Here is a 20834-nt window from a genome sequence, read left to right on the forward strand (position 1 = left end):
GGGAGAGGGAAGAGAAGGCGGCGGCTTAGCGTTTAGCCTGCTGGAATAAATTGTCCCACATGCCCAGCACTAAAGACTGATCGCGCGGAGAGAGTTCCCCTGCCTGAATAGCGTTTTCCAGGCTGCGAGTGACTTCCGCGTGAACGGCGTCGGCAGAGTGATCGTCCCCGGCTTCCAGCGCGGCGACCGCCAGCGTCAGGTGACCACGCAGATAACCGCTGGCGAACAGCTCATCGTCACTGGCGTGTTCCACCATGTCATCAATTAACGCCAGAATGCGTGATTCAAATTCTGCGATCATCTTCTTTCCTCTGTTAAAGATCTTCCGGCCAAGGGAAGCATTCCGCCGTGATCTCCGGCGTGTGGTAATAATTCTGTAAAGCCCCGATCAGGCGCGCCGGACGTTCCGGGATGCCTTTCTCAAGATATTCCATCACCTGCGCATGCACGCGGCGCTGGAAGACGATACGGTCTGGCTCGAAGTCGCCTTCGAGATTGTCACAACTCACATTGAACGGGAAACCCGCCGCCACGCAGAACAGCCATTCCAGCGCCTGGGGTTTCACCTCCACATCTTCAAACTGGCCCTGGGTAGCGGCGTCGCGACCGTCCGGGCAGTACCAGTAACCGAAGTCCACCAGCTCGCGACGCGCTTTCCCCGCGATGCACCAGTGCGAAATCTCGTGCAAACCGCTGGCGTAAAAGCCGTGGGCAAAGATGATGCGGTTATACGGAACCTCGTCATCAGCAGGAAGATAGATCGGTTCGTCGTCGCCTTTAATCAGACGGGTATTAAAATCTTCAGCAAAACAGCGATCGAAAATCTCAATCAGCTGTTCATATTTATGCGTACTGTTCATTAGTTCATCCCCAACCAGGTGAGGATCTCCTGTCCATGGCTGTCATAAAGAAGTTTGGCGCTCATCACCGCCGAGACGACAACAATCATCGGACGGATCAGCTTTTGCCCTTTGCTTAATACCAGACGCGAGCCTGCGCGCGCGCCCAAAAACTGCCCTGCCATCATCACAAAGCCGGTAGCCCAGATAACCTTGCCACCAATGATAAACAGCAGCAGACCGCCAACGTTGGAGGTCGCGTTGAGAACTTTAGCGTGGGCGGTGGATTTGGCGAGGTTAAACCCAGCCAGCGTCACGAACGCCAGCGCATAAAACGAGCCAGCCCCCGGGCCAAAGAATCCGTCGTAAAAACCGACGCAGCCACCGGCAATCAGCGCAAACGGCAGGCCGTGAAGACGACGCTGTCGATCTTCTTCCCCGAGCTTTGGCATCAGTAAGAAATAGAGGCCGATACAGATAACCAGCAGCGGCAGGATCTGGCGCAAAATATCGGACTGCACGTGCTGGACCAGCAGCGCACCCGCCGTCGAGCCAATAAATGTCATCAGGATATTGAGCTTCTGATCGGCGAGATTGACCACTTTGCGCCGAATGAAATAGAGCGAGGAGGAGAGCGAACCGCCGCATGCCTGGAGTTTGTTGGTGGCGAGCGCCTGGGCTGGGCTCATGCCTGCCGCCAGCAGCGCCGGAACGGTAAGCAACCCGCCGCCGCCTGCCAGGGCATCGATAAATCCGGCTAACATCGCAACAAAAAAGAGCACTGCCAGCAGCAGCGGTGACACCATGAACAGATCGACGAAATTATCCATTAAAGTACATGCTCATCCAGTAGCGCCTGGCAGGAAGGCGGCAACGGAGGCGGTGTCTTCTTCTCAGGCTTAGAGGTTCCAGGCTTAGCCGGTTCAAACCAGCTTTGCAGTTCGTAACCGCAACCATCGCCAGGCGGTGGCAGCGGCTGATCTTCACATTCCAGGCTGTTCGCCGGGCAGCGCAGGCGAACATGCATATGCGCCCGGTGCTGGAACCACGGGCGTACTTTACGCAGCCAGTCGCGATCCGTTCCCGCATCGAGGCAAAGCTGCTGCTTGATGGCTGGGTTAACAAAGATCCGCGTGACGTCGTTATCCTCTGCCGCCAGCTTAATCATGCTGGAAATTTCCGGCGACCATCGCGAGGCGACGACCCGTTTACCGTCGGCCGAGACCAGATCCAGCGCCTGCGGTTTCAGCAACTGCGCCGAGCTCCAGCGCGTTTTCGGCAATTGCAGGAAGATATCCACATCCAGTCCGGTCTGGTGGCTGGCGTGACCGCCGTTGAAGCGACCACCGGCAGGCATCCCCATATCGCCAATCAGCATCGTCCCCAGCCCCAGATTATGCACCTGGTTCCCAAGACGCTGAATAAACAGCAGCAGATCGGGATGACCGAAATAACGGCGCTGATCGGTACGCATCACCTGATACGTATCTGACTGCAACGGCAGCGCCTGCGCACCGACGATACACCCGTTGGAGAAAGCGCCAATGGACTGCGCGCTCCCCGCCACCGGGTGAGTGATTTTCTGCCACGGCGTGGCGGCCTGGCTTGCTCCACTGGCCAACAGCGCCAGCAGCGCGATTGCGGTTTTTTTCATAGTTACCAGCGTGGAAGGGTGGTTGTCACATCCGCATTCTGCGCGCGCTGGCGCAGGAAGTGATCCATCAGCACGATCGCCAGCATCGCTTCGGCGATCGGCACCGCGCGGATCCCCACACACGGATCGTGACGCCCTTTGGTGATCATCTCAACTTCTTCGCCAGCGCGGTTAATCGTGTGGCCCGGCACGGTGATGCTGGATGTTGGCTTCAGCGCAATATTGGCAATAATCTGCTGTCCGCTGCTGATGCCGCCCAGAATGCCGCCCGCATGATTGCTCTGGAAACCCGCCTTCGTGATTTCGTCGCGGTTCTGGCTGCCGCGAAGCGCCACCACGTCGAAGCCGTCGCCAATCTCAACGCCCTTCACCGCGTTGATGCTCATCAGCGCGTGGGCGATATCGGCGTCGAGGCGGTCAAATACCGGCTCGCCCCAGCCCGCCGGGACGCCGTCGGCTACCACGGTGACTTTCGCGCCAATGGAGTCGCCCTCTTTTTTCAGGCCGCGCATCAGCTCGTCCAGCGCGTCAAGCTTATCCGCATCGGCGCAGAAGAACGGGTTAAGTTCTACCTGATCCCAGTCTTTGATCACCAGTGGAATGTCACCCATCTGGGTCAGACAGCCGCGGATAACGATGCCGCATTTCTGCTGGAGATATTTTTTGGCAATCGCCCCTGCCGCCACGCGCATCGCGGTTTCACGTGCGGAAGAACGCCCGCCGCCGCGATAGTCGCGAAAACCATATTTTTGCTCGTAGGTGTAATCGGCGTGGCCAGGACGGAAGACGTCTTTAATCGCACCGTAGTCCTGAGAGCGCTGATCGGTGTTTTCAATCAGCAGGCCGATGCTGGTCCCTGTGGTACGGCCCTCAAAGACGCCCGAGAGAATTTTGACCTGGTCCGGCTCGCGACGCTGCGTGGTGTAGCGAGAGGTACCGGGACGACGACGATCGAGGTCATGCTGTAAATCGGCTTCGGTCAGTTCGATGCCTGGCGGGACGCCATCAACGATACAACCCAGTGCCAGACCGTGCGACTCGCCAAAGGTGGTCACACGGAATACCTGTCCAATACTGTTTCCTGCCATCACGGCTCCGATGTTGTTGTTTGTGTTTGAGCGTTGTGAAACGGGCCGAAGCCCGCTGGATTAATCTTTGTAAATGCTGAAGTATTCGCGTGCATCAAGCAGCTGCGCTTTAGTCAGCATAAAGACGCCGTCACCGCCGTTGTCGAACTCAAGCCAGGTGAACGGCACATCCGGGTACTGCTCTATCAGATGTACCATGCTGTTGCCCACTTCACAAATCAGAACACCGTCGTCGGTCAGATAATCCGGCGCGCAGGCCAGGATGCGACGGGTCAGCTTCAGGCCATCAGAACCTGACGCCAGGCCCAGCTCCGGCTCGTGACGGTACTCGTTCGGCAGATCGGACATGTCTTCTGCATCCACGTACGGCGGATTGGTGACGATCAGGTCGTATTGCAGCGTCGGCAGGTCGCGGAACAGGTCAGAGCGGATAGGCGTGACGTGATGGATCAGCCCGTGCTCTTCGATATTGTGTTCGGTGACGGCCAGCGCGTCGGTGGAGATATCGACGGCGTCCACTTCCGCTTCCGGGAAGGCGTACGCGCAGGCAATCGCGATGCAGCCGCTGCCGGTGCACATATCGAGAATGTGCTGCGGCTGATGGTTAATCAGGCCTTCAAAGTGGTTGTTGATCAGTTCACCAATCGGCGAGCGCGGCACCAGCACGCGTTCATCGACGTAGAACTCGTGGCCGCAGAACCAGGCTTTGTTGGTGAGGTAAGCTACCGGAATACGCTCGTTCACGCGACGGATCACGCGCTCAACGATGCGGTGTTTTTCACTGGAGGTCAGGCGCGCGGTGCGCATGTCTTCCGGAATATCCAGTGGCAGGTAGAGAGACGGCAGCACCAGTTGAACGGCTTCATCCCACGGGTTATCCGTACCGTGACCGTACCAGATATTGGCGGCGCTGAAGCGGCTAACCGACCAGCGCAACATGTCCTGTATGGTATGCAGCTCGTTTACTGCTTCATCGACAAAAATTTTATCCACTCTTTCCTCCAGGGCATGCTCGCATAATTTTCGGCGGCTAGTTTGCCATGAAGACGGCGATAAATCAGCAATGACGCGTACCGCTTGAGGTTAAAAAATGCGTTTAGTCGGGTACACTATCGGAAATACGAGATGAGAATGACGAATGAAAAAGAAAACATCGCTCAGCGAGGAGGATCAGGCTCTCTTCCGTCAGCTGATGACCGGGACGCGTCAAATCACGCACGACACCATTGTCCATCGCCCGCAGCGTAAAAAAGTCAGCGAGGTACCGGTCAAACGGTTGCTTCAGGAGCAGGCCGATAACAGCCACTATTTTTCAGATGAGTTTCAGCCGCTGCTTAATACTCAGGGTGCGGTGAAATACGTGCGCGAAGACGTCAGCCATTTTGAACTGAAAAAATTACGCCGGGGAGATTATTCGCCGGAGCTGTTCCTCGATCTGCATGGGTTGACCCAGATGCAGGCGAAACAGGAGCTGGGGGCGCTGATCGCGGCATGTCGTCGCGAGCATGTTTTTTGCGCCTGCGTGATGCACGGCCACGGCAAACATATCCTCAAGCAGCAGACACCGCTGTGGCTGGCTCAGCATCCACACGTCATGGCTTTTCATCAGGCGCCAAAAGAGTACGGCGGAGATGCCGCATTGCTGGTACTGATTGAAGTGGAGGAGTGGCAGCCGCCGGAATTGCCCTGACAGGATGGCGGGAGGCGCCGTCGCACCCCGCCATATCGCACGTCACGTCAGATCGCTTTTGCCATCTTCAGGTTGCACGGACTCATTTGCCAGTTAAAGACCCCTTTGCCGGTTTCGTCGAGGGTGACATTGGCAATGGCGGACGTCGTGAACATCGGTGGCGTTTCGCCCGGGCACAGCTCAGATACCAGATAGCCGACCAGCGGCAGGTGGGAAATGACCAGTGCGGAAGCGACACCTTCATTGCACAGCGCCTGAAGATAAGCACTGACAAGACCGACATCGCCACACGGCGTGAGTTCAGGGAGAACATCCACACTGGAAGGCAGGTTCATACACTCCCCTACCACATCCAGCGTCTGTTCTGCCCGCAGGAACGGACTCACCAGAACGCGTTCAATGTCCACTTTTTGACCTTTAAGCCACGTCGCCATCTGACGGGATTCGTCACAGCCACAGATGGTTAAAGGACGTACTGAGTCACTGGCGGCATCGAGTGCCGCGTCGCCGTGACGCATGATAAAAACTTGCATATTGCACCGCTTTTGTTAACCAGAATCACCGGCGTTAACTACCCGCGATTAATGCTCTGAGGTAGAAAACCCGATGGCCGGGCATTGTGCCTGATCCATTCGGTGAATGAAACGCTGTTTTTTACCTCAATGGCGTAAGTATAGTCAATCTCTGTTTACAATTTCGCCAGAACAGGTTCATTCACCACAGGATTTACCCTTTTTTGACTTCAGTTTACGCAATCAGTTTCCCTTGCGGGCCAGAATGTCTGACCCCGTTCCGCCATCTGCAATAATTCGTCACACGGGGTAAACCGTGGACCGTATTGCGAGGCCAGACGTTGCAGGATCGCAACCACTTCACCCGCCCCGAGGGTATCCATATACCGGAACGGGCCGCCAAGGAATGGCGGAAAACCGATACCAAACACGGCGCCGATGTCGCCGTCGCGCGCGCTTTTGATAACCTGCTCACCAAAGCAGCGCGCCGCTTCATTGAGCATCATCATCACACAGCGCTCAGCACACTGAACCGCCGACAGTTTTCCCTGACCCGTAACAGGAATAAGCGCATAAACTGAAGGGTCGATCTGTTTCTTGCTTTTACGCCCTTTCGCGGCGTAAAGATAGAAACCTCGTTCATTTTTTCTGCCTTTGCGATCGTCCTTCAAAATTGCAGAAACAACGTTTGCAGGCGGCGCAAAACGATCGCCATAAGCCGCTTCCAGCACAGGGATAATTTTAGTGCCGGTGTCTATTCCTACCTCATCCAAAAGTTGGATTGGACCGACGGGGAAGCCAAACTTTACGAGCGCCTCGTCGACGTGCTCGATTTTCTCCCCTTCCGTCAGCAACCGCATCGCTTCGTTAATGTACGGCGCCAGAATGCGGTTAACGTAGAAGCCAGCTTTATCCGCGACCACAATGGGGGTTTTGCCCTGCTTTTTCGCCAGCTTCACCACGGTGGCAATAGCTTGTGGGCTGGTTGTGGCATGCGGGATCACCTCCACCAGCGGCATTTTTTCGACAGGGCTGAAATAGTGCAGCCCTATCACCTGCTCCGGGCGCGCAGCTTTCGCCGCGATGTCGCCGATCGGCAAAGATGAGGTGTTTGACGCGAAAATAGTGTGCGGCGCGCAGTGCTGCTCAACGTCCGCCGCCATCTGCTGCTTAAGGGCCAGATCTTCGAACACGGCTTCAATAACCAGATCGCGATGTGCGAACCCACTGTAATCGGTAGTGCCAGTGATCATCGCGAGGGTTTTATCGCGTTCACTGGCCTTGATATGGCGGCGTTTCACTTTGCGATCAAGGTTCTGCCAGCTGTACTGCAACGCGTGGTTGATGCCCTTAGGGTTGATATCTTTGATACGTACGGGCAATTTGCCTTTGCTGGCGGTGACAAACACGATGCCGCCGCCCATTAGCCCACCACCCAGAACGCCAATGGCGCGCAGCGGAGCCGGTTCAGCTTCGCTGCCCGGATCTTTTTTCACCTCTGTGCTGGCAAAGAAAATACTTCGCAGCGCCTGCGACTGCGGCGTCATCGCCAGCTCGCCAAACGCTTTCGCTTCCGCGGCATAACCGCTGCTGCTCCCCTGGGATAAACCGGTTTCAATCACCTCCAGAATGCGCGTCGTTGCCGGATAGTTCCCTTTGGTTTTTTGCCCGGTTTTTTTACCCACCCTATTGAACAGCAGCGCGCGGCCCAGCGGCCCGGCGAGGATACGCTCGCGCACCGACAGGGGACGTTTCGCCTGACGACCTTTCAGCGCCCGCTCAACGGCGGCCTCAAGCAAGATTGTGTGCGGAACGACCTCATCAACCAGACCCGCCTTTAACGCCTGACGGGCGCGCAGCTGTTTACCGGTTAAAATCATCTCCAGCGCCGTACTGACGCCCACCAGACGCGGCAGGCGCTGCGTTCCACCAGAACCGGGCAGCAACCCAAGCTGTACTTCCGGCAGTCCGAGCACCGTTTTCGCATCGTCGGTACAAATGCGGCTGTGGCAGGCCAGCGCCAGCTCAAGCCCGCCGCCCAGACAGGCCCCGTGGATCGCGGCGACAACGGGTATCGACAGCGCATGGATCTCCGCCATCACCTGCTGTCCCTGACGCGCCAGATCTTCGGCTTCCTGAGCGCTTGTCGCGCGGGCGATCATGTTGATATCCGCCCCGGCAATAAAGTTGTCCGGCTTGCCCGAAATAAACACCAGACCACGAATGGCTTTGTTTTCGCGGATCTGTCTGAGCATCGCACGCACCTGAACGCCGAACTCGGCCTTCAGGGTATTCATCTTTTCATCGGGCACATCAATGGTGATAACGGCCACGTTATCGAGGCGAACAGCCAGGTTAAATGCAGATGTCGTTTCCATTATTCAGCCTCCAGAACCATTGCTGCACCCAGGCCGCCCGCCGCACACGCGGTGACGAGACCAAAACCGCCGCCACGGCGACGCAGCTCGTGCAAAGTCTGGGTGATCATTCTCGCCCCGGTTGCCGCAAACGGATGACCGTAGGCAATGGAGCCACCCAGCACGTTAAATTTACTCTGATCCACTTCACCTGTGGCATGTGCGCGGCCCAGCACGTCGCGGGCAAAGCGCTCGCTCGCCATAAGCTGCACGTTTGCCAGCGTTTGCGCGGCAAAGGCTTCGTGCATATCAATCAGCGTGAGATCGGAGAGCGTCAACCCTGCGCGATCCAGCGCCAGCGGCGTGGACCAGGCCGGACCGAGCAGCATGTCCTGCCAGACATCACTGGCGGTGAAGGCGTAGCTGCGCAAATAGCCCAGCGGCGTGATGCCCAGCTCTTTCGCCCGGGATTCCGTCATCAGGATCACGGCGGCGGCGCCGTCCGTCAGTGGCGTACTGTTAGCTGCGGTAACTGTACCGTGTTTACGGTCAAAGGCCGGGCGCAGCTTCGCATAATCCGCCAGCGTGGAGGTGCCGCGGATGTTGTTATCTTCTGAGAGCGGTTCCCGGTAAGGCGGCACATAGGCGGTCATCACTTCGTCGGTCAGTTTGCCTTCCGACCAGGCTTTCGCTGCCAGCTGATGTGAACGATGCGCCAGCGCATCCTGCTGCTCTCGGGTGATACCGTAGGTTTTTGCCATCTGTTCAGCGGTATCCCCCATGCGCAGGCCGGTGGAGTATTCCGCAACGGCAGGTGGCACGGGCATGAGATCGCGCAGGCGTAAACGCGAAAAGAGTTTGAGTTTCGCGCCGGTAGTGCGGGCTTTATTAGCATCCACCAGGATGCGGGCCAGCTGTTTGCTGACGCCGATGGGCAGCACGGATGAGGAATCCGCGCCTCCGGCGATCCCCGCGCGAATGGTTCCCGCCATCAGGCTTTCCGCCACGTTCGCCACCGCCTGGAAACTGGTGGCGCAGGCGCGGCTGACGCTGTAGGCATCGGTGTGAACATTCATGCCTGTGCCCAGCACGATTTCACGCGCGATATTGGGCGCTTCCGGCATTTGCACCACCTGGCCGAAAACCAGTTGCTCAATAACCTCTGGCGGGATCTCGCTGCGAGCCAGCATCTCCCCCACCACCATTTTTCCCAGATCGACAGCCGGTATACCGTGAAAGGCTGTTGCCTGACGCGCAAACGGCGTACGTAACCCGCTGACAATGGCAATGCGGTCACCGTGTCGGGTGATAAGCGGTAATGCCTGACTCATAACTCTCCCCTGTAAAAAAATTTTGCGCGCACACTAAGTGGTCTGACCTGATAATAGTCTTAACTATTTTTTTACATTCAGCCAATCGGGGAAGCGAAAAATTGCGAGCTAAGGCACAGAGAAGAAAAAGAAAATGCCCCGAGGTAAAAGCAAAACGGTAACCCGTAGGTTACCGTTTTTAGTGTTTGCGCCCTCTCCCGTGGGAGAGGGTTGCGGTGAGGGCACCAGGCCGCAGGAATTAACGCAGGCCTAACTGGAAAATCAGCGTTTCAGCTTCGCAGGCGAACACAAAGTCGATATCCAGCTGCACGCCACCTTCCACTTCCGTGAAGGTGGATTTAATTTCGCACGGATCGGATTCAACTTCACGCGCGCGCTGGCTCAGCGCGGCCAGCGTCTCTTCCGCTTCGGCGCGGTTAGGGAATACGCGGCTGTAAGAAGCGGTGCAATCGGTGTTGTCCATGATGGTGCCAACATCCATACAGCAGCAAACCGGGGTTTCATCAGCACTGCATTTACTCATAGCTCAATTTCCTCTGTATTCGCGCAGGGCGCGAGAAAAACACGATGCAGCTATTTTACGCCCCCTCGCGAGCCCCCTCCAGCCGTTAATGGCGCAAAATCGGATAAGTGACCAATATCACACTAAAAAATGATCTAAAACAAAATTCACCTTTTCAGATGAATCGCACTGGTCACAATTTTGCCAACCAGATCTCGTTTCAAGAAACATATCTGAAAATATTAATAAACAAACTTGCAACATCACAGCTGGTCAGACCTATACTCACGCCACTGGTCTGATTTGTATGTCATACCTCAGACCCTACACTTCGCGCTCCTGTTACGGTATGTAACAATTATTGAATAAAAATAACTCAATGAGGTTATGGTCATGAGCCAGAAAACCCTGTTCAAACAAACTGCTTTAGCAGTTGCAGTGGCAATCGTCTCAACGTCCGCCTGGTCAGCGGGCTTCCAGTTAAACGAATTTTCTTCCTCTGGCCTTGGCCGTGCGTATTCCGGGGAAGGTGCGATTGCCGATGACGCAGGCAATGCGAGTCGTAACCCGGCGCTGATCATGATGTTTGATCGCCCTACCTTCTCTGCCGGTGCGGTTTACATCGATCCTGATGTCAACATTTCTGGCAAATCACAGTTCACCGGCGCAGATCTGAAGGCGGATAACATTGCGCCGACGGCGTGGGTGCCTAACCTGCACTTTGTTGCCCCGATTAACGAACAGTTTGGTTGGGGTGCCTCTGTTACCTCTAACTATGGCCTGGCAACGGAGTTCAATAACAACTATCCAGCCGGGGAATACGGCGGTAAAACCGACCTGACCACCCTGAACCTTAACCTGAGCGGCGCTTATCGTCTGAACGATAACTGGAGCTTTGGTCTGGGCTTTGATGCTGTCTACGCCGATGCCAAAATCGAGCGTTATTCCGGTGAGCAAACCGCTGCACTGCCGAAAAACAGCAATAAAATTGCCAGCCTGAAAGGTGATGAATGGGGTTACGGCTGGAACGCCGGTATCCTGTACGAACTGGATAAAAACAACCGCTGGGGTCTGACCTATCGCTCAGAAGTGAAAATTGATTTCGATGGCGATTACAAAAGCGGCATCCTGAGCCCAGTCAACGGCATGGTGCCGGGCGCAGGCACCACCATTCCATGGGGTACTTCGAATCAAACTGTACCGGGTTCACTGTCGCTGCATCTGCCAGAAATGTGGGAAGTCTCCGGCTACAACCGCGTTGCGCCGCAGTGGGCAATTCACTACAGCCTGGCGTACACCAGCTGGAGCCAGTTCGAGGAGCTGAAAGCCACCGGCACCAACGGCCAGACGCTGTTCTATAAAGACGAAAGCTTCCATGATGCTTACCGTATCGCGCTCGGTACGACCTATTATATGGATGACAACTGGACGTTCCGTACCGGCGTAGCATTTGATGACAGTCCGGTACCGGCAGATAAACGTTCTATCTCGATTCCGGATCAGGACCGTTTCTGGGTGAGTGCGGGGGCAACCTACGCGTTCAACGAGAATGCTTCTATCGACGCGGGTGTGTCGTACATGCATGGACAGAAAGTAACCTTCCAGGAAGGCCCTTACGAGTTTACCTCTGAAGGTAAAGCCTGGCTGTTTGGTACCAACTTCAACTACGCGTTCTAATCCCAACACAATTAAAAAAGGTGAGCATTGCTCACCTTTTTTATTTATTCCGAATCGATATCTTTTAATTCATTCTCGATGGCTTTCGCGTTCGGATTATCTTCCGGCTTCAGCTTACCGCCGTTGGCAATAAAGTCATGGTTCTGGAAGTAGGCCTCGCGTACCATGATGTAAGGATCGGAAGACTGGCGCAGCAGACCGTCAGAGTCCAGCAGTTGCGCACGGGTTTCAATTCCTTCCACGGTCCATTTACCAATCGACAGCGGCCAGGTGAGCCATGACAGCACCGGATAGAGCGTATCCACCATGTCGCCGCCATCATCACGCACGGTGAAGCTGCCGTAGAATGGCAGGTGCACATACGGACCATAACCTACGCCATAATGCCCCAGCGTGCTGCCAAAACGGTGCGGCTGTTCACGCTGTAGTTTCGGGTTCGCCATGCCTGCGACGTCAATTAAGCCGCCCATACCCAGCAGGGAGTTCAGGAAGAAGCGGGTGAAATGCACCATCCCCTGATACGGGTCGCCCTGGAGGAAGTAGTTCACCATGACCGCTGGCTCTTCCAGGTTACTGGTAAAGTTGCTCAGCCCGTTACGCGCTGGCTGCGGAACGTAGTCACGCCATGCCACGGCAACCGGACGAACCAGATACGGATCCAGCACATTATAGTTAAAGCTGTACATTGAACGGTTAAATCCTTCGAGAGGATTGGAGCGTCCCGTTTGCTCGCCAGAGCTGGCGCAGCCCACAAGCATTGTTACGCCCAGCGCAAGCGCCGACAGCCGAAGCTTCATAAATTTCTCCCTGTTCAATATGGCTATCGTTGAATGCCATCTGTGACGGAGCCTGTGACGCTCCGTCTGAAACGTGCAAGTGATTGTAACAGCACGCTTACCGATGTCTACGAGGACGATGACGACCCGCTCGTGTCATCACGCTAATTTCAGCATAGCCTGTCTTTAAGAATTCGTTTCGCTGGCAATTTTATATTGGCTTTGAAAGCGATGTCTCACCTTTATTGCCATTTTCAGCAATTTAAGAGCATCCCCACGGGCAAGGCGCTAAAAGCCGCTACGCTTAAATGAGCGATTACCCCGAAGGAGTTGTTATGAAAGACATTAGCGAAGAGAAAATTGGCGAAAGCAAAGAGGAACATGAGATTGAAAGTGAGGAGAAAGACCGGGGAGAAGAGATAGAAGTCGATGAAGATCGCCTGCCGTCGCGCGCCATGGCTATTCATGAGCATATTCGTCAGGACGGTGAAAAAGAGATGGAGCGCGACGCAATGGCCCTGCTGTGGTCGGCCATCGCAGCCGGTCTGTCGATGGGCGCGTCACTGCTCGCAAAAGGGATATTTCACGTTCAGCTTGAAGGCGTGCCGGGCGGTTTTTTGCTGGAGAATTTAGGCTACACGTTCGGCTTTATTATCGTCATTATGGCGCGACAGCAGCTTTTCACGGAGAACACCGTCACTGCCGTACTGCCCGTCATGCAAAATCCGACCCTTGGTAATTTCGGCTTACTGATGCGCCTGTGGAGCGTCGTACTGCTGGGGAACCTCATCGGTACAGGCATCGCTGCCTGGGCCTTCGAGTATATGCCCATATTTGATGAACCGACCCGTGATGCATTCGTCAAGATTGGGATGGATGTGATGAAAAACACGCCGGTTGAAATGTTCTCTAATGCCATTATCTCCGGCTGGATCATCGCCACGATGGTCTGGATGTTCCCGTCAGCGGGCAGCGCGAAAATCGTGGTGATTATTCTGATGACCTGGCTTATCGCACTCGCCGATACCACCCACATTGTTGTCGGAACCGTTGAAATCCTTTATCTGGTATTTAACGGCACACTCCACTGGAGCGACTTTTTCTGGCCGTTCGCCCTGCCTACCCTCGCAGGCAACATTTGTGGCGGCACCTTTATTTTTGCGCTGCTGAGCCATGCGCAAATCCGTAACGACATGTCCAACAAACGGAAGGCCGAGCTTAAGGCGCAGGAAAAAAAGGATAAAACAGCCGAAAAATCGGCGTGAACGGTGACTCTTTGAGCAGTCAGGCGGCAATGCGCTTAACGAAAAGTGTAAATAACGCTATACTCTTGCCGCTTCGTCCCCTTAGTTAAATGGATATAACGAGCCCCTCCTAAGGGCTAGTTGCAGGTTCGATTCCTGCAGGGGACACTTCTGTTCGTCCTTATACTTCTCTCTTCAGATCCACCCAGTCCTTAGCATACCGATTCCCACATTGCTTCCGGCTACGATTGCCTTTCTCCCTCTTCCGTGGCGTGGTTCTCCATTATTTATTACCTGAGCAAAATCAACCCACTCCGCAACTGGCGCTTTTTTAATCAAAAACGAGTGATAGCTCATAATGTATAACGGTGCTACATTATGCCGCCCACCCAAGTCAGCAATGGCCAGGCAACGTCGTAAAGAACGGTAAAGCCTGCAACCATGACCTCGTCCTACGGTCTCAATGGCACGTGGTATCGCGAAGTCTGCGCTACCTTCACAGGCTTCACATAGGTTCCACTATTTTGTCTCAATCCAAATTTCAGCGGGCGTTTCTGCACCCGCGCTACTGGTTTACATGGTTCGGCCTTGGCGTGCTTTGGCTGCTGGTTCAACTTCCTTATCCCGTGATCCGTTTCCTGGGTTCGAAGCTCGGCAGCGCATCGCGTCACTTCCTTAAGCGTCGTGAGTCCATTGCCCGAAAAAATCTCGAACTTTGCTTTCCGCATTACAATGCGCAGCAGCGCGAAACGCTGATCGCGGAAAACTTTAAATCTATTGGTATGGCGCTGCTTGAAACCGGTATGGCCTGGTTCTGGCCTGACGAGCGTGTCCGTAAATGGTTCGACGTGGAAGGTCTGGATAACCTGAAACGTGCCCAGCTGCAAAAACGCGGTGTGATGGTTGTGGGTGTGCATTTTATGTCGCTTGAGCTGGGCGGCCGCGTTATGGGTCTTTGTCAGCCAATGATGGCAACCTATCGCCCGCACAACAGCGCGCTGATGGAATGGGTACAAACGCGGGGTCGCATGCGTTCAAATAAGGCGATGATCAGCCGTAACAATTTGCGCGGTATGGTTGGCGCCCTGAAAAAAGGGGAAGCCGTCTGGTTTGCTCCGGATCAGGATTACGGCCCTAAAGGCAGCAGCTTTGCTCCTTTCTTTGCGGTTAAAGATGTCGCTACGACGAACGGCACCTTTGTGATTTCACGTCTCTCAGGCGCCGCCATGTTAACGGTGACCATGGTCAGAAAAGCGGATAAGTCAGGCTATCGTCTGCACATCTCCCCAGAAATGGCGAACTATCCTGAAGATGAGAGTGAAGCCGCGACCTTTATCAATAAGGTCATTGAGTTTGAGATTATGCGCGCACCAGAGCAGTATCTGTGGATGCACCGCCGCTTTAAAACCCGTCCACTGGGCGAAGCCTCACTCTATATCTGACCCCTCCTGAAGGTTAGTTTCGCTAAGAAACTAACCTTTTCAAACACCTGTAATCGCAGTGCGTCACGGCTTTTATCAACCGTCGCTCAACAGGCATTTATTGCGTGCTGAAATCAAACTGTCGCCGTTCCACGACACTCGTAAGTATAGGAAATTATTTAAAAAAATGCCTCTTGTCACCCCTGAAATTTAGGCGTACATTAGCGCCGTCTGGCGACAGGAAAGCACAGAATTCAGAGCTGAAGTTAGCGACGTAACGGGATAATTCCGATTTCCCCTTTCGCATGATTTCAACTCTCTATACTCAGTTGGACTCTGTTTTTTTAATGCGTACCGGAAGATACGCGGAGCGATGAAACGTGAAATATTTCTTTATGGGCATTTCGGTTATTGTTTTAGTTTGGGCCGGAACGTTTGCTCTGATGATCTAGTTAAGAAAATGCAGTCAAAAAAACAGGCGCCGTTGGCGCCTGTTTTTTTTGGTGTCCGTTACGACTCGGGTTGTTCCGCAACGCTCTTCCCTGCAAGCAGGCCATCCGCGCGGAACATGCTTTTAATCCCCCGCACTGCCTGACGGATACGGTCGCTGTTTTCGATCAGCGCGAAACGCACGTGGGTATCACCGTAGTCACCAAAGCCAATGCCTGGAGAAACGCAAACCTTCGCATCCTGAAGCAGTTTTTTGGCAAATTCCAGAGACCCCATCGCCGCATACGGCTCAGGGATTTTCGCCCAGACGTACATGGAGGCTTTAGGCATTTCCACCATCCAGCCAGCTTCATGAAGCCCTTTAACCAGCACGTCACGGCGGCGTTTGTACTGGGCGGCAATATCAAGCACGCACTGCTGATCCCCTTCCAGCGCGGCGATGGCTGCAACCTGTAACGGCGTAAAGGTGCCATAGTCATGGTAACTTTTAATCCGCGCCAGGGCGCTCACCAGCGTTTTGTTTCCCACCATAAAACCAATTCGCCAGCCCGCCATGTTGTAGCTTTTCGACAGGGTGAAAAACTCAACCGCCACATCACGGGCACCCGGCACCTGCATAATTGACGGCGCTTTCCAGCCATCATAAACGATATCGGCATAGGCGAGATCGTGTACCACCAGCACGTCGTAACGCTTAGCCAGCGCAACCACTTTCTCAAAAAATTCGAGTTCGACGCATTGTGCCGTTGGGTTGGACGGGAAACCGAGGATCATCATTTTCGGCTTCGGATAGCTTTCACGAATCGCTCGTTCCAGCTCGTTAAAGAAGTCGACGCCTTCCACCAGGGGGACAGAGCGAACCTGCGCGCCGGCAATCACCGCCCCATATATATGGATCGGGTAGCTCGGATTCGGCACCAGCACGGTATCGCCGTGATCCAGCGTCGCCAGCATCAGGTGGGCCAGCCCCTCTTTGGAGCCGATGGTGACAATCGCTTCACTTTCCGGGTCGATATCCACCTGATAACGATCCTGATACCAGCGAGAGATCGCCCGACGTAACCGGGGAATGCCGCGTGAGGTTGAATACCCGTGCGTATCAGGACGCTGAGCCACCGTGCAGAGTTTCTCAACGATATGCGGCGGCGTTGGGCCGTCAGGGTTACCCATGCTGAAATCAATAATGTCTTCGCCGCGCCGACGCGCAGCCATTTTCAGTTCAGCAGTGATATTGAAAACATAAGGGGGGAGACGATCGATACGCGTAAAACGGCGTTCAGGACTGAATTCAGCCATAGATTCCTCAGAGTCACGTTAGCGCCCGGACCGTCCGAGCGACGCTGCCACCTGTGTGGCATGCTGAGAAAATAACCTGAAGAAAAAGGCGCTGTCGAGAGGATAACGCCAAAACACGATATTGCGCTAAAACGGGAATGCGATAGTAGTGAAAAGCGGAACTCTTATCGCGAACAGGCAGTTTTTAGCGCTACGATTTAACACGGTATTTTCAGTATTGTTACCTGACTTTTCCCCCTGAATGGAAAAGCACCGTCTTTCGGGCAAACGCCAGCAATCCCCTTTGATAATTATGGTTTTTCCGCATTTGATAAATCTGACGGATAGCTGGTCATCAGGCCCCATGTTTTCTATCATAGATTTTTCCCGTTTTCCCAGGCCTGACCGTGCACGAAATCTTCAATATGCTCCTGGCGGTGTTCGACCGCGCGGCATTAATGCTGATCTGTCTCTTTTTCCTTATCCGCATCCGCTTGTTCCGCGAACTTTTGCATAAATCTGCCCATTCGCCAAAAGAGCTGCTGGCCGTCACGTTTATCTTTTCGATGTTTGCCCTGTTCAGCACCTGGTCCGGCGTGCCAGTAGAAGGCTCGCTGGTGAACGTGCGCATCATTGCGGTGATGTCAGGCGGGATCCTCTTTGGCCCCTGGGTCGGGATTATCACAGGCATTATCGCTGGCACCCATCGATACCTGATTGATATTGGCGGCGTGACGGCTGTCCCCTGCTTTATCACCAGTATTATTGCCGGGCTGCTTTCGGGCTGGATTAACCGCAAAATCCCGAAAAAGCAGCACTGGCGTGCGGGGATTATCGCGGGGATGATCTGCGAAACGCTGACCATGATCCTGGTTATCGTCTGGGCGCCAACCATCGCGCTGGGGCTGGATATCGTCTCGAAGATCGGTATTCCGATGATCCTCGGGAGCGTCTGTATCGGTTTTATCGTGCTGCTGGTGCAAAGCGTGGAAGGCGAAAAAGAGGCCAGCGCCGCGCGTCAGGCCAAGCTGGCACTCGATATTGCCAACAAAACGCTGCCGCTTTTCCGACACGTTAACGCCGAATCTTTACGTCAGGTTTGCGATATCATCCGCCGGGATATTCACGCCGATGCGGTCGCCATCACCAATATTGACCACGTGCTGGCTTACGTTGGCGTCGGTGAGCACAATTATCGCGACAGCGACGATACCATCAGCCCGACCACCAGGCAGGCGATTAATTACGGAAAAATCATCATTAAAAACAATGATGAAGCCCATCGAACGCCAGAGATCCACTCAATGCTGGTGATCCCGCTGTGGGAAAAGGGCGTGGTCACGGGCACGCTGAAAATTTACTACTGCCATGCGCACCAAATCACCTCCACCCTTCAGGAGATGGCGATTGGCCTGTCGCAGATCATCTCCACCCAACTCGAAGTTTCGCGTGCGGAGCAACTGCGTGAGATGGCAAATAAGGCAGAGCTGCGTGCCCTGCAAAGCAAAATCAATCCCCATTTTCTGTTTAACGCGCTGAACGCTATTTCGTCCTCTATCCGTCTGAATCCGGATACCGCCCGGCAGTTGATTTTTAATCTGTCGCGTTATCTGCGCTACAACATTGAGTTAAAAGACGACGAGCAGATCGACATCAAAAAAGAGCTGTATCAAATCAAGGATTACATCGCCATTGAACAGGCACGCTTTGGCGATAAGCTGACGGTCATTTACGATATTGATGAAGAGGTCAACTGCGTGATCCCAAGCCTGCTGATCCAGCCGCTGGTAGAAAACGCCATTGTTCACGGTATTCAGCCGTGTAAGGGCAAAGGCGTGGTAACAATTAGCGTAACGGAAAGCGGTAACCGCGTGCGCATCGCCGTGCGCGACACCGGGCACGGCATCGATCCGAAAGTCATCGAGCGCGTCAAATCAAACGAAATGCCGGGCAATAAGATTGGGCTGCTGAATGTACACCATCGGGTCAAGCTGTTGTACGGTGATGGTCTGCACATTCACCGCCTTGAGCCGGGCACCGAGATTGCTTTTTATGTTCCGAATGAACGAACGCCCGTTAATGCCCCCCTGCCCTTGTTGCCGTAGGCCGGAGTAACAGATGAAAGTCATCATCGTAGAAGATGAAATTCTGGCTCAACAGGAGTTGAGCTGGCTTATCAAAACCCACAGCCAGATGGAGATTGTTGGCTGTTTTGAGGATGGTCTGGACGTGCTGAAATTTTTGCAGCATAACCGGGTCGACGCGATTTTCCTCGATATTAATATTCCGTCGCTGGACGGCGTCCTGCTGGCGCAAAATATTAATCAGTTCGCCCACAAGCCATTTATTGTGTTTGTCACCGCGTGGAAAGAGCATGCCGTGGAAGCCTTCGAGCTGGAGGCTTTTGACTATATTCTGAAGCCGTACCAGGAGTCGCGGATCATCAGCATGCTGCATAAGCTGGAAACCGCGTGGCAACAGCAGACACTACCCTCCAGCGCCAGCCCGGTAGCGCGGGAAAACGACACCATTAATCTGGTGAAAGACGAACGGATCATCGTCACGCCTGTCGACGATATTTACTATGCTGAAGCGCACGAAAAAATGACGTTTGTCTATACGCGGCGTGAATCCTACGTCATGGCAATGAACATCACCGAATTTTGCAATAAACTCCCGGCCGCTCACTTCTTCCGCTGCCACCGCTCGTTCTGCGTTAATCTGAACAAGATCCGCGAAATCGAACCCTGGTTTAATAACACCTATATTTTGCGTCTGAAGGATCTGGATTTTCAGGTACCGGTAAGCCGCAGCAGAGTGAAAGAGTTCCGCCAGCTCATGCACCTGTAGTGCGTTCCCTCTCCCGCAGGAGAGGGGGACGGGCATCAGAGGATCTGACCCAGTACCTGACGCAGATGCGCGCCGGAGCCCAGTAAGCCTGGGTTGTCGTGGACAATCAGGTAAACAGGAATGTCCTGGACATAGCTCCTGAAGCGGCCTTTGTCTTCGAAGCCGCCACGGAAGCCGGAGGCGGTAAAGAAATCAAGGAAGCGCGGCACGATCCCGCCCGCAATATAGACTCCGCCAAAGGTGCCAAGATTCAGCGCCAGGTTGCCACCGAAACGCCCCATGATGACGCAGAACAGCGACAGAGCACGGCGGCAGTCAATACAGCTGTCGGCCAGCGCGCGTTCGGTCACATCTTTTGGTTGCAGATTTTCCGGCAGACGACCGTCTGATTTCACAATCGCCCGGTACAGGTTCACCAGACCCGGGCCAGAAAGCACGCGCTCGGCCGACACGTGTCCAATCTCGGCGCGTAGCTCCTCAAGAATAATGCCTTCTTCTTCGCTGTTCGGCGCAAAATCCACGTGACCGCCCTCGCCCGGCAGGCTCACCCAGCGTCTGTCGACGTGGACCAGATGCGCCACCCCCAGACCGGTGCCAGCACCGTAAACGGCAATGGGTTTGCCTTCAACCGGCGCTGTACCGCCGAACTGAATCAGATGCTCTGGTTTAAGCATTGGGATAGCCATGGAAACCGCAGTGAAGTCGTTGATAATTTCCAGATGCGAGAAGCCGAGGTTTTTCTGCATTTCGGCAATTGAGAAGGCCCACGTGTGGTTGGTCATCGCCACCCAGTCGCCGGTGATCGGACAGGCGATGGCGATACAACCGTCTTCCACGCTCACTTTATGCTCTTCCAGATAGACGCGAACCACCGCTTCCAGGCTTGGGTAATCCAGCCCTGAATAGGTTTTCGCCTGAGAAATTTCACCGCTGTTTACATCGCACAGGGCAAGGCGCGCGTTGGTGCCGCCTACATCACCTACCAAAGCATACTTTGTCATTCTTCTACTGCTCCGCTAAAGTCAGAATAAATCTTTGGGACACTGTAAATTCAAGGCGTGATAACAACAACGACCAGAAGGTGACTGCCCATGGATTATCGATCTTCGTCACATAATAACTTTACCGTTTCAGCACCTTTTGCACTATTGCCACAATGCTGATTGTG

General features: G+C 54.4%; 20 protein-coding genes and 1 tRNA gene. 8 read left to right on the forward strand and 13 right to left on the reverse strand.

Annotated elements, in window-relative coordinates:
- Positions 1 to 25: 25 nt before the first annotated feature.
- The 6 genes from ACOTX7_RS00710 to prmB are packed head-to-tail and all read right to left on the reverse strand — an operon-like array spanning position 26 to position 4574.
- Complete coding sequence (locus tag ACOTX7_RS00710) at positions 26 to 301, reverse strand: YfcL family protein (protein WP_006811417.1); 276 nt, start codon at positions 299 to 301, stop codon at positions 26 to 28.
- A 13-nt stretch (positions 302 to 314) separates the two neighbouring features.
- Positions 315 to 860 (reverse strand): elongation factor P hydroxylase, encoded by a 546-nt coding sequence (locus ACOTX7_RS00715; protein WP_221256285.1) that lies wholly within the window; start codon positions 858 to 860, stop codon positions 315 to 317.
- The gene (locus ACOTX7_RS00720) at positions 860 to 1669 is read right to left on the reverse strand and encodes a sulfite exporter TauE/SafE family protein (protein ID WP_003861386.1); all 810 of its coding nucleotides are present in this window, start codon (positions 1667 to 1669) and stop codon (positions 860 to 862) included. The genes ACOTX7_RS00715 and ACOTX7_RS00720 overlap by 1 nt, the downstream gene beginning before the upstream one ends.
- A complete protein-coding gene (mepA, locus tag ACOTX7_RS00725; RefSeq protein WP_221256286.1) occupies positions 1669 to 2493 on the reverse strand; it encodes a penicillin-insensitive murein endopeptidase in 825 nt (274 codons plus the stop codon). The genes ACOTX7_RS00720 and mepA overlap by 1 nt, the downstream gene beginning before the upstream one ends.
- Before the next feature lie 2 nt (positions 2494 to 2495).
- Complete coding sequence (gene aroC, locus ACOTX7_RS00730) at positions 2496 to 3581, reverse strand: chorismate synthase (RefSeq protein ID WP_221256287.1); 1086 nt, start codon at positions 3579 to 3581, stop codon at positions 2496 to 2498.
- Positions 3582 to 3641: 60 nt separating this feature from the next.
- Entirely contained in the window at positions 3642 to 4574 is a 933-nt protein-coding gene (gene prmB / locus ACOTX7_RS00735) for a 50S ribosomal protein L3 N(5)-glutamine methyltransferase (RefSeq protein WP_047353630.1), read from the reverse strand.
- A gap of 145 nt (positions 4575 to 4719) precedes the next feature.
- On the opposite strand from prmB, the gene smrB reads away from it, so the two are divergent.
- Entirely contained in the window at positions 4720 to 5271 is a 552-nt protein-coding gene (smrB, locus tag ACOTX7_RS00740) for an endonuclease SmrB (RefSeq protein ID WP_015572246.1), read from the forward strand.
- 47 nt (positions 5272 to 5318) lie between these two features.
- On the opposite strand, the gene sixA is transcribed toward smrB, so the two are convergent.
- The 4 genes from sixA to ACOTX7_RS00760 all read right to left on the reverse strand — a co-directional run bounded on the left by sixA (position 5319) and on the right by ACOTX7_RS00760 (position 9994).
- Positions 5319 to 5804 (reverse strand): phosphohistidine phosphatase SixA, encoded by a 486-nt coding sequence (sixA, locus tag ACOTX7_RS00745; RefSeq protein ID WP_221256288.1) that lies wholly within the window; start codon positions 5802 to 5804, stop codon positions 5319 to 5321.
- 209 nt (positions 5805 to 6013) lie between these two features.
- A complete protein-coding gene (gene fadJ / locus ACOTX7_RS00750) occupies positions 6014 to 8161 on the reverse strand; it encodes a fatty acid oxidation complex subunit alpha FadJ (protein ID WP_221256289.1) in 2148 nt (715 codons plus the stop codon).
- Positions 8161 to 9471, reverse strand: a complete 1311-nt coding sequence (gene fadI / locus ACOTX7_RS00755) for an acetyl-CoA C-acyltransferase FadI (protein ID WP_221256290.1) — start codon at positions 9469 to 9471, stop codon at positions 8161 to 8163. Before fadI ends, fadJ begins: the two co-directional genes overlap by 1 nt.
- A 238-nt stretch (positions 9472 to 9709) precedes the next feature.
- Positions 9710 to 9994: a YfcZ/YiiS family protein gene (locus ACOTX7_RS00760; protein WP_003861368.1), complete on the reverse strand. Its 285-nt coding sequence runs from the start codon at positions 9992 to 9994 to the stop codon at positions 9710 to 9712.
- A gap of 372 nt (positions 9995 to 10366) precedes the next feature.
- Here ACOTX7_RS00760 and fadL point away from each other — a divergent pair, with 372 nt between their 5' ends.
- The gene (fadL, locus tag ACOTX7_RS00765; protein WP_032673980.1) at positions 10367 to 11650 is read left to right on the forward strand and encodes a long-chain fatty acid transporter FadL; all 1284 of its coding nucleotides are present in this window, start codon (positions 10367 to 10369) and stop codon (positions 11648 to 11650) included.
- 44 nt (positions 11651 to 11694) lie between these two features.
- Here the strand turns inward: fadL and mlaA are convergent, their stop codons facing one another.
- Positions 11695 to 12447 carry a phospholipid-binding lipoprotein MlaA gene (gene mlaA / locus ACOTX7_RS00770; protein ID WP_221256291.1) on the reverse strand — a complete coding sequence of 251 codons (753 nt, stop codon included), beginning with the start codon at positions 12445 to 12447 and terminating at the stop codon, positions 11695 to 11697.
- Between the two features lie 314 nt (positions 12448 to 12761).
- Between mlaA and ACOTX7_RS00775 the strand changes: the two genes are divergently transcribed.
- The 4 genes from ACOTX7_RS00775 (at position 12762) to ypdK (ending at position 15543) form a co-directional block, all read left to right on the forward strand.
- Positions 12762 to 13691 carry a formate/nitrite transporter family protein gene (locus ACOTX7_RS00775; protein ID WP_017383457.1) on the forward strand — a complete coding sequence of 310 codons (930 nt, stop codon included), beginning with the start codon at positions 12762 to 12764 and terminating at the stop codon, positions 13689 to 13691.
- Positions 13692 to 13766: 75 nt separating this feature from the next.
- Positions 13767 to 13838: transfer RNA gene (locus tag ACOTX7_RS00780), tRNA-Arg, on the forward strand.
- 353 nt (positions 13839 to 14191) lie between these two features.
- Entirely contained in the window at positions 14192 to 15112 is a 921-nt protein-coding gene (gene lpxP, locus ACOTX7_RS00785; protein WP_139237277.1) for a kdo(2)-lipid IV(A) palmitoleoyltransferase, read from the forward strand.
- A 359-nt stretch (positions 15113 to 15471) separates the two neighbouring features.
- Positions 15472 to 15543, forward strand: a complete 72-nt coding sequence (ypdK, locus tag ACOTX7_RS00790) for a membrane protein YpdK (protein ID WP_099458937.1) — start codon at positions 15472 to 15474, stop codon at positions 15541 to 15543.
- Between the two features lie 58 nt (positions 15544 to 15601).
- On the opposite strand, the gene alaC is transcribed toward ypdK, so the two are convergent.
- Positions 15602 to 16837, reverse strand: a complete 1236-nt coding sequence (gene alaC, locus ACOTX7_RS00795; protein ID WP_006811430.1) for an alanine transaminase — start codon at positions 16835 to 16837, stop codon at positions 15602 to 15604.
- 386 nt (positions 16838 to 17223) lie between these two features.
- On the opposite strand from alaC, the gene ACOTX7_RS00800 reads away from it, so the two are divergent.
- Positions 17224 to 18921, forward strand: coding sequence for a sensor histidine kinase (locus ACOTX7_RS00800; RefSeq protein WP_006811431.1), 1698 nt, complete (start codon positions 17224 to 17226; stop codon positions 18919 to 18921).
- 13 nt (positions 18922 to 18934) lie between these two features.
- The gene (locus ACOTX7_RS00805) at positions 18935 to 19666 is read left to right on the forward strand and encodes a LytR/AlgR family response regulator transcription factor (RefSeq protein ID WP_221256292.1); all 732 of its coding nucleotides are present in this window, start codon (positions 18935 to 18937) and stop codon (positions 19664 to 19666) included.
- 35 nt (positions 19667 to 19701) lie between these two features.
- On the opposite strand, the gene glk is transcribed toward ACOTX7_RS00805, so the two are convergent.
- Entirely contained in the window at positions 19702 to 20667 is a 966-nt protein-coding gene (glk, locus tag ACOTX7_RS00810; RefSeq protein WP_039274211.1) for a glucokinase, read from the reverse strand.
- Positions 20668 to 20834: the final 167 nt, after the last annotated feature.

It is taken from the genome of Enterobacter cloacae complex sp. IR5418 (genome assembly GCF_049238105.1).
GTDB classification, from domain to species: Bacteria; Pseudomonadota; Gammaproteobacteria; order Enterobacterales; family Enterobacteriaceae; genus Enterobacter; species Enterobacter hormaechei.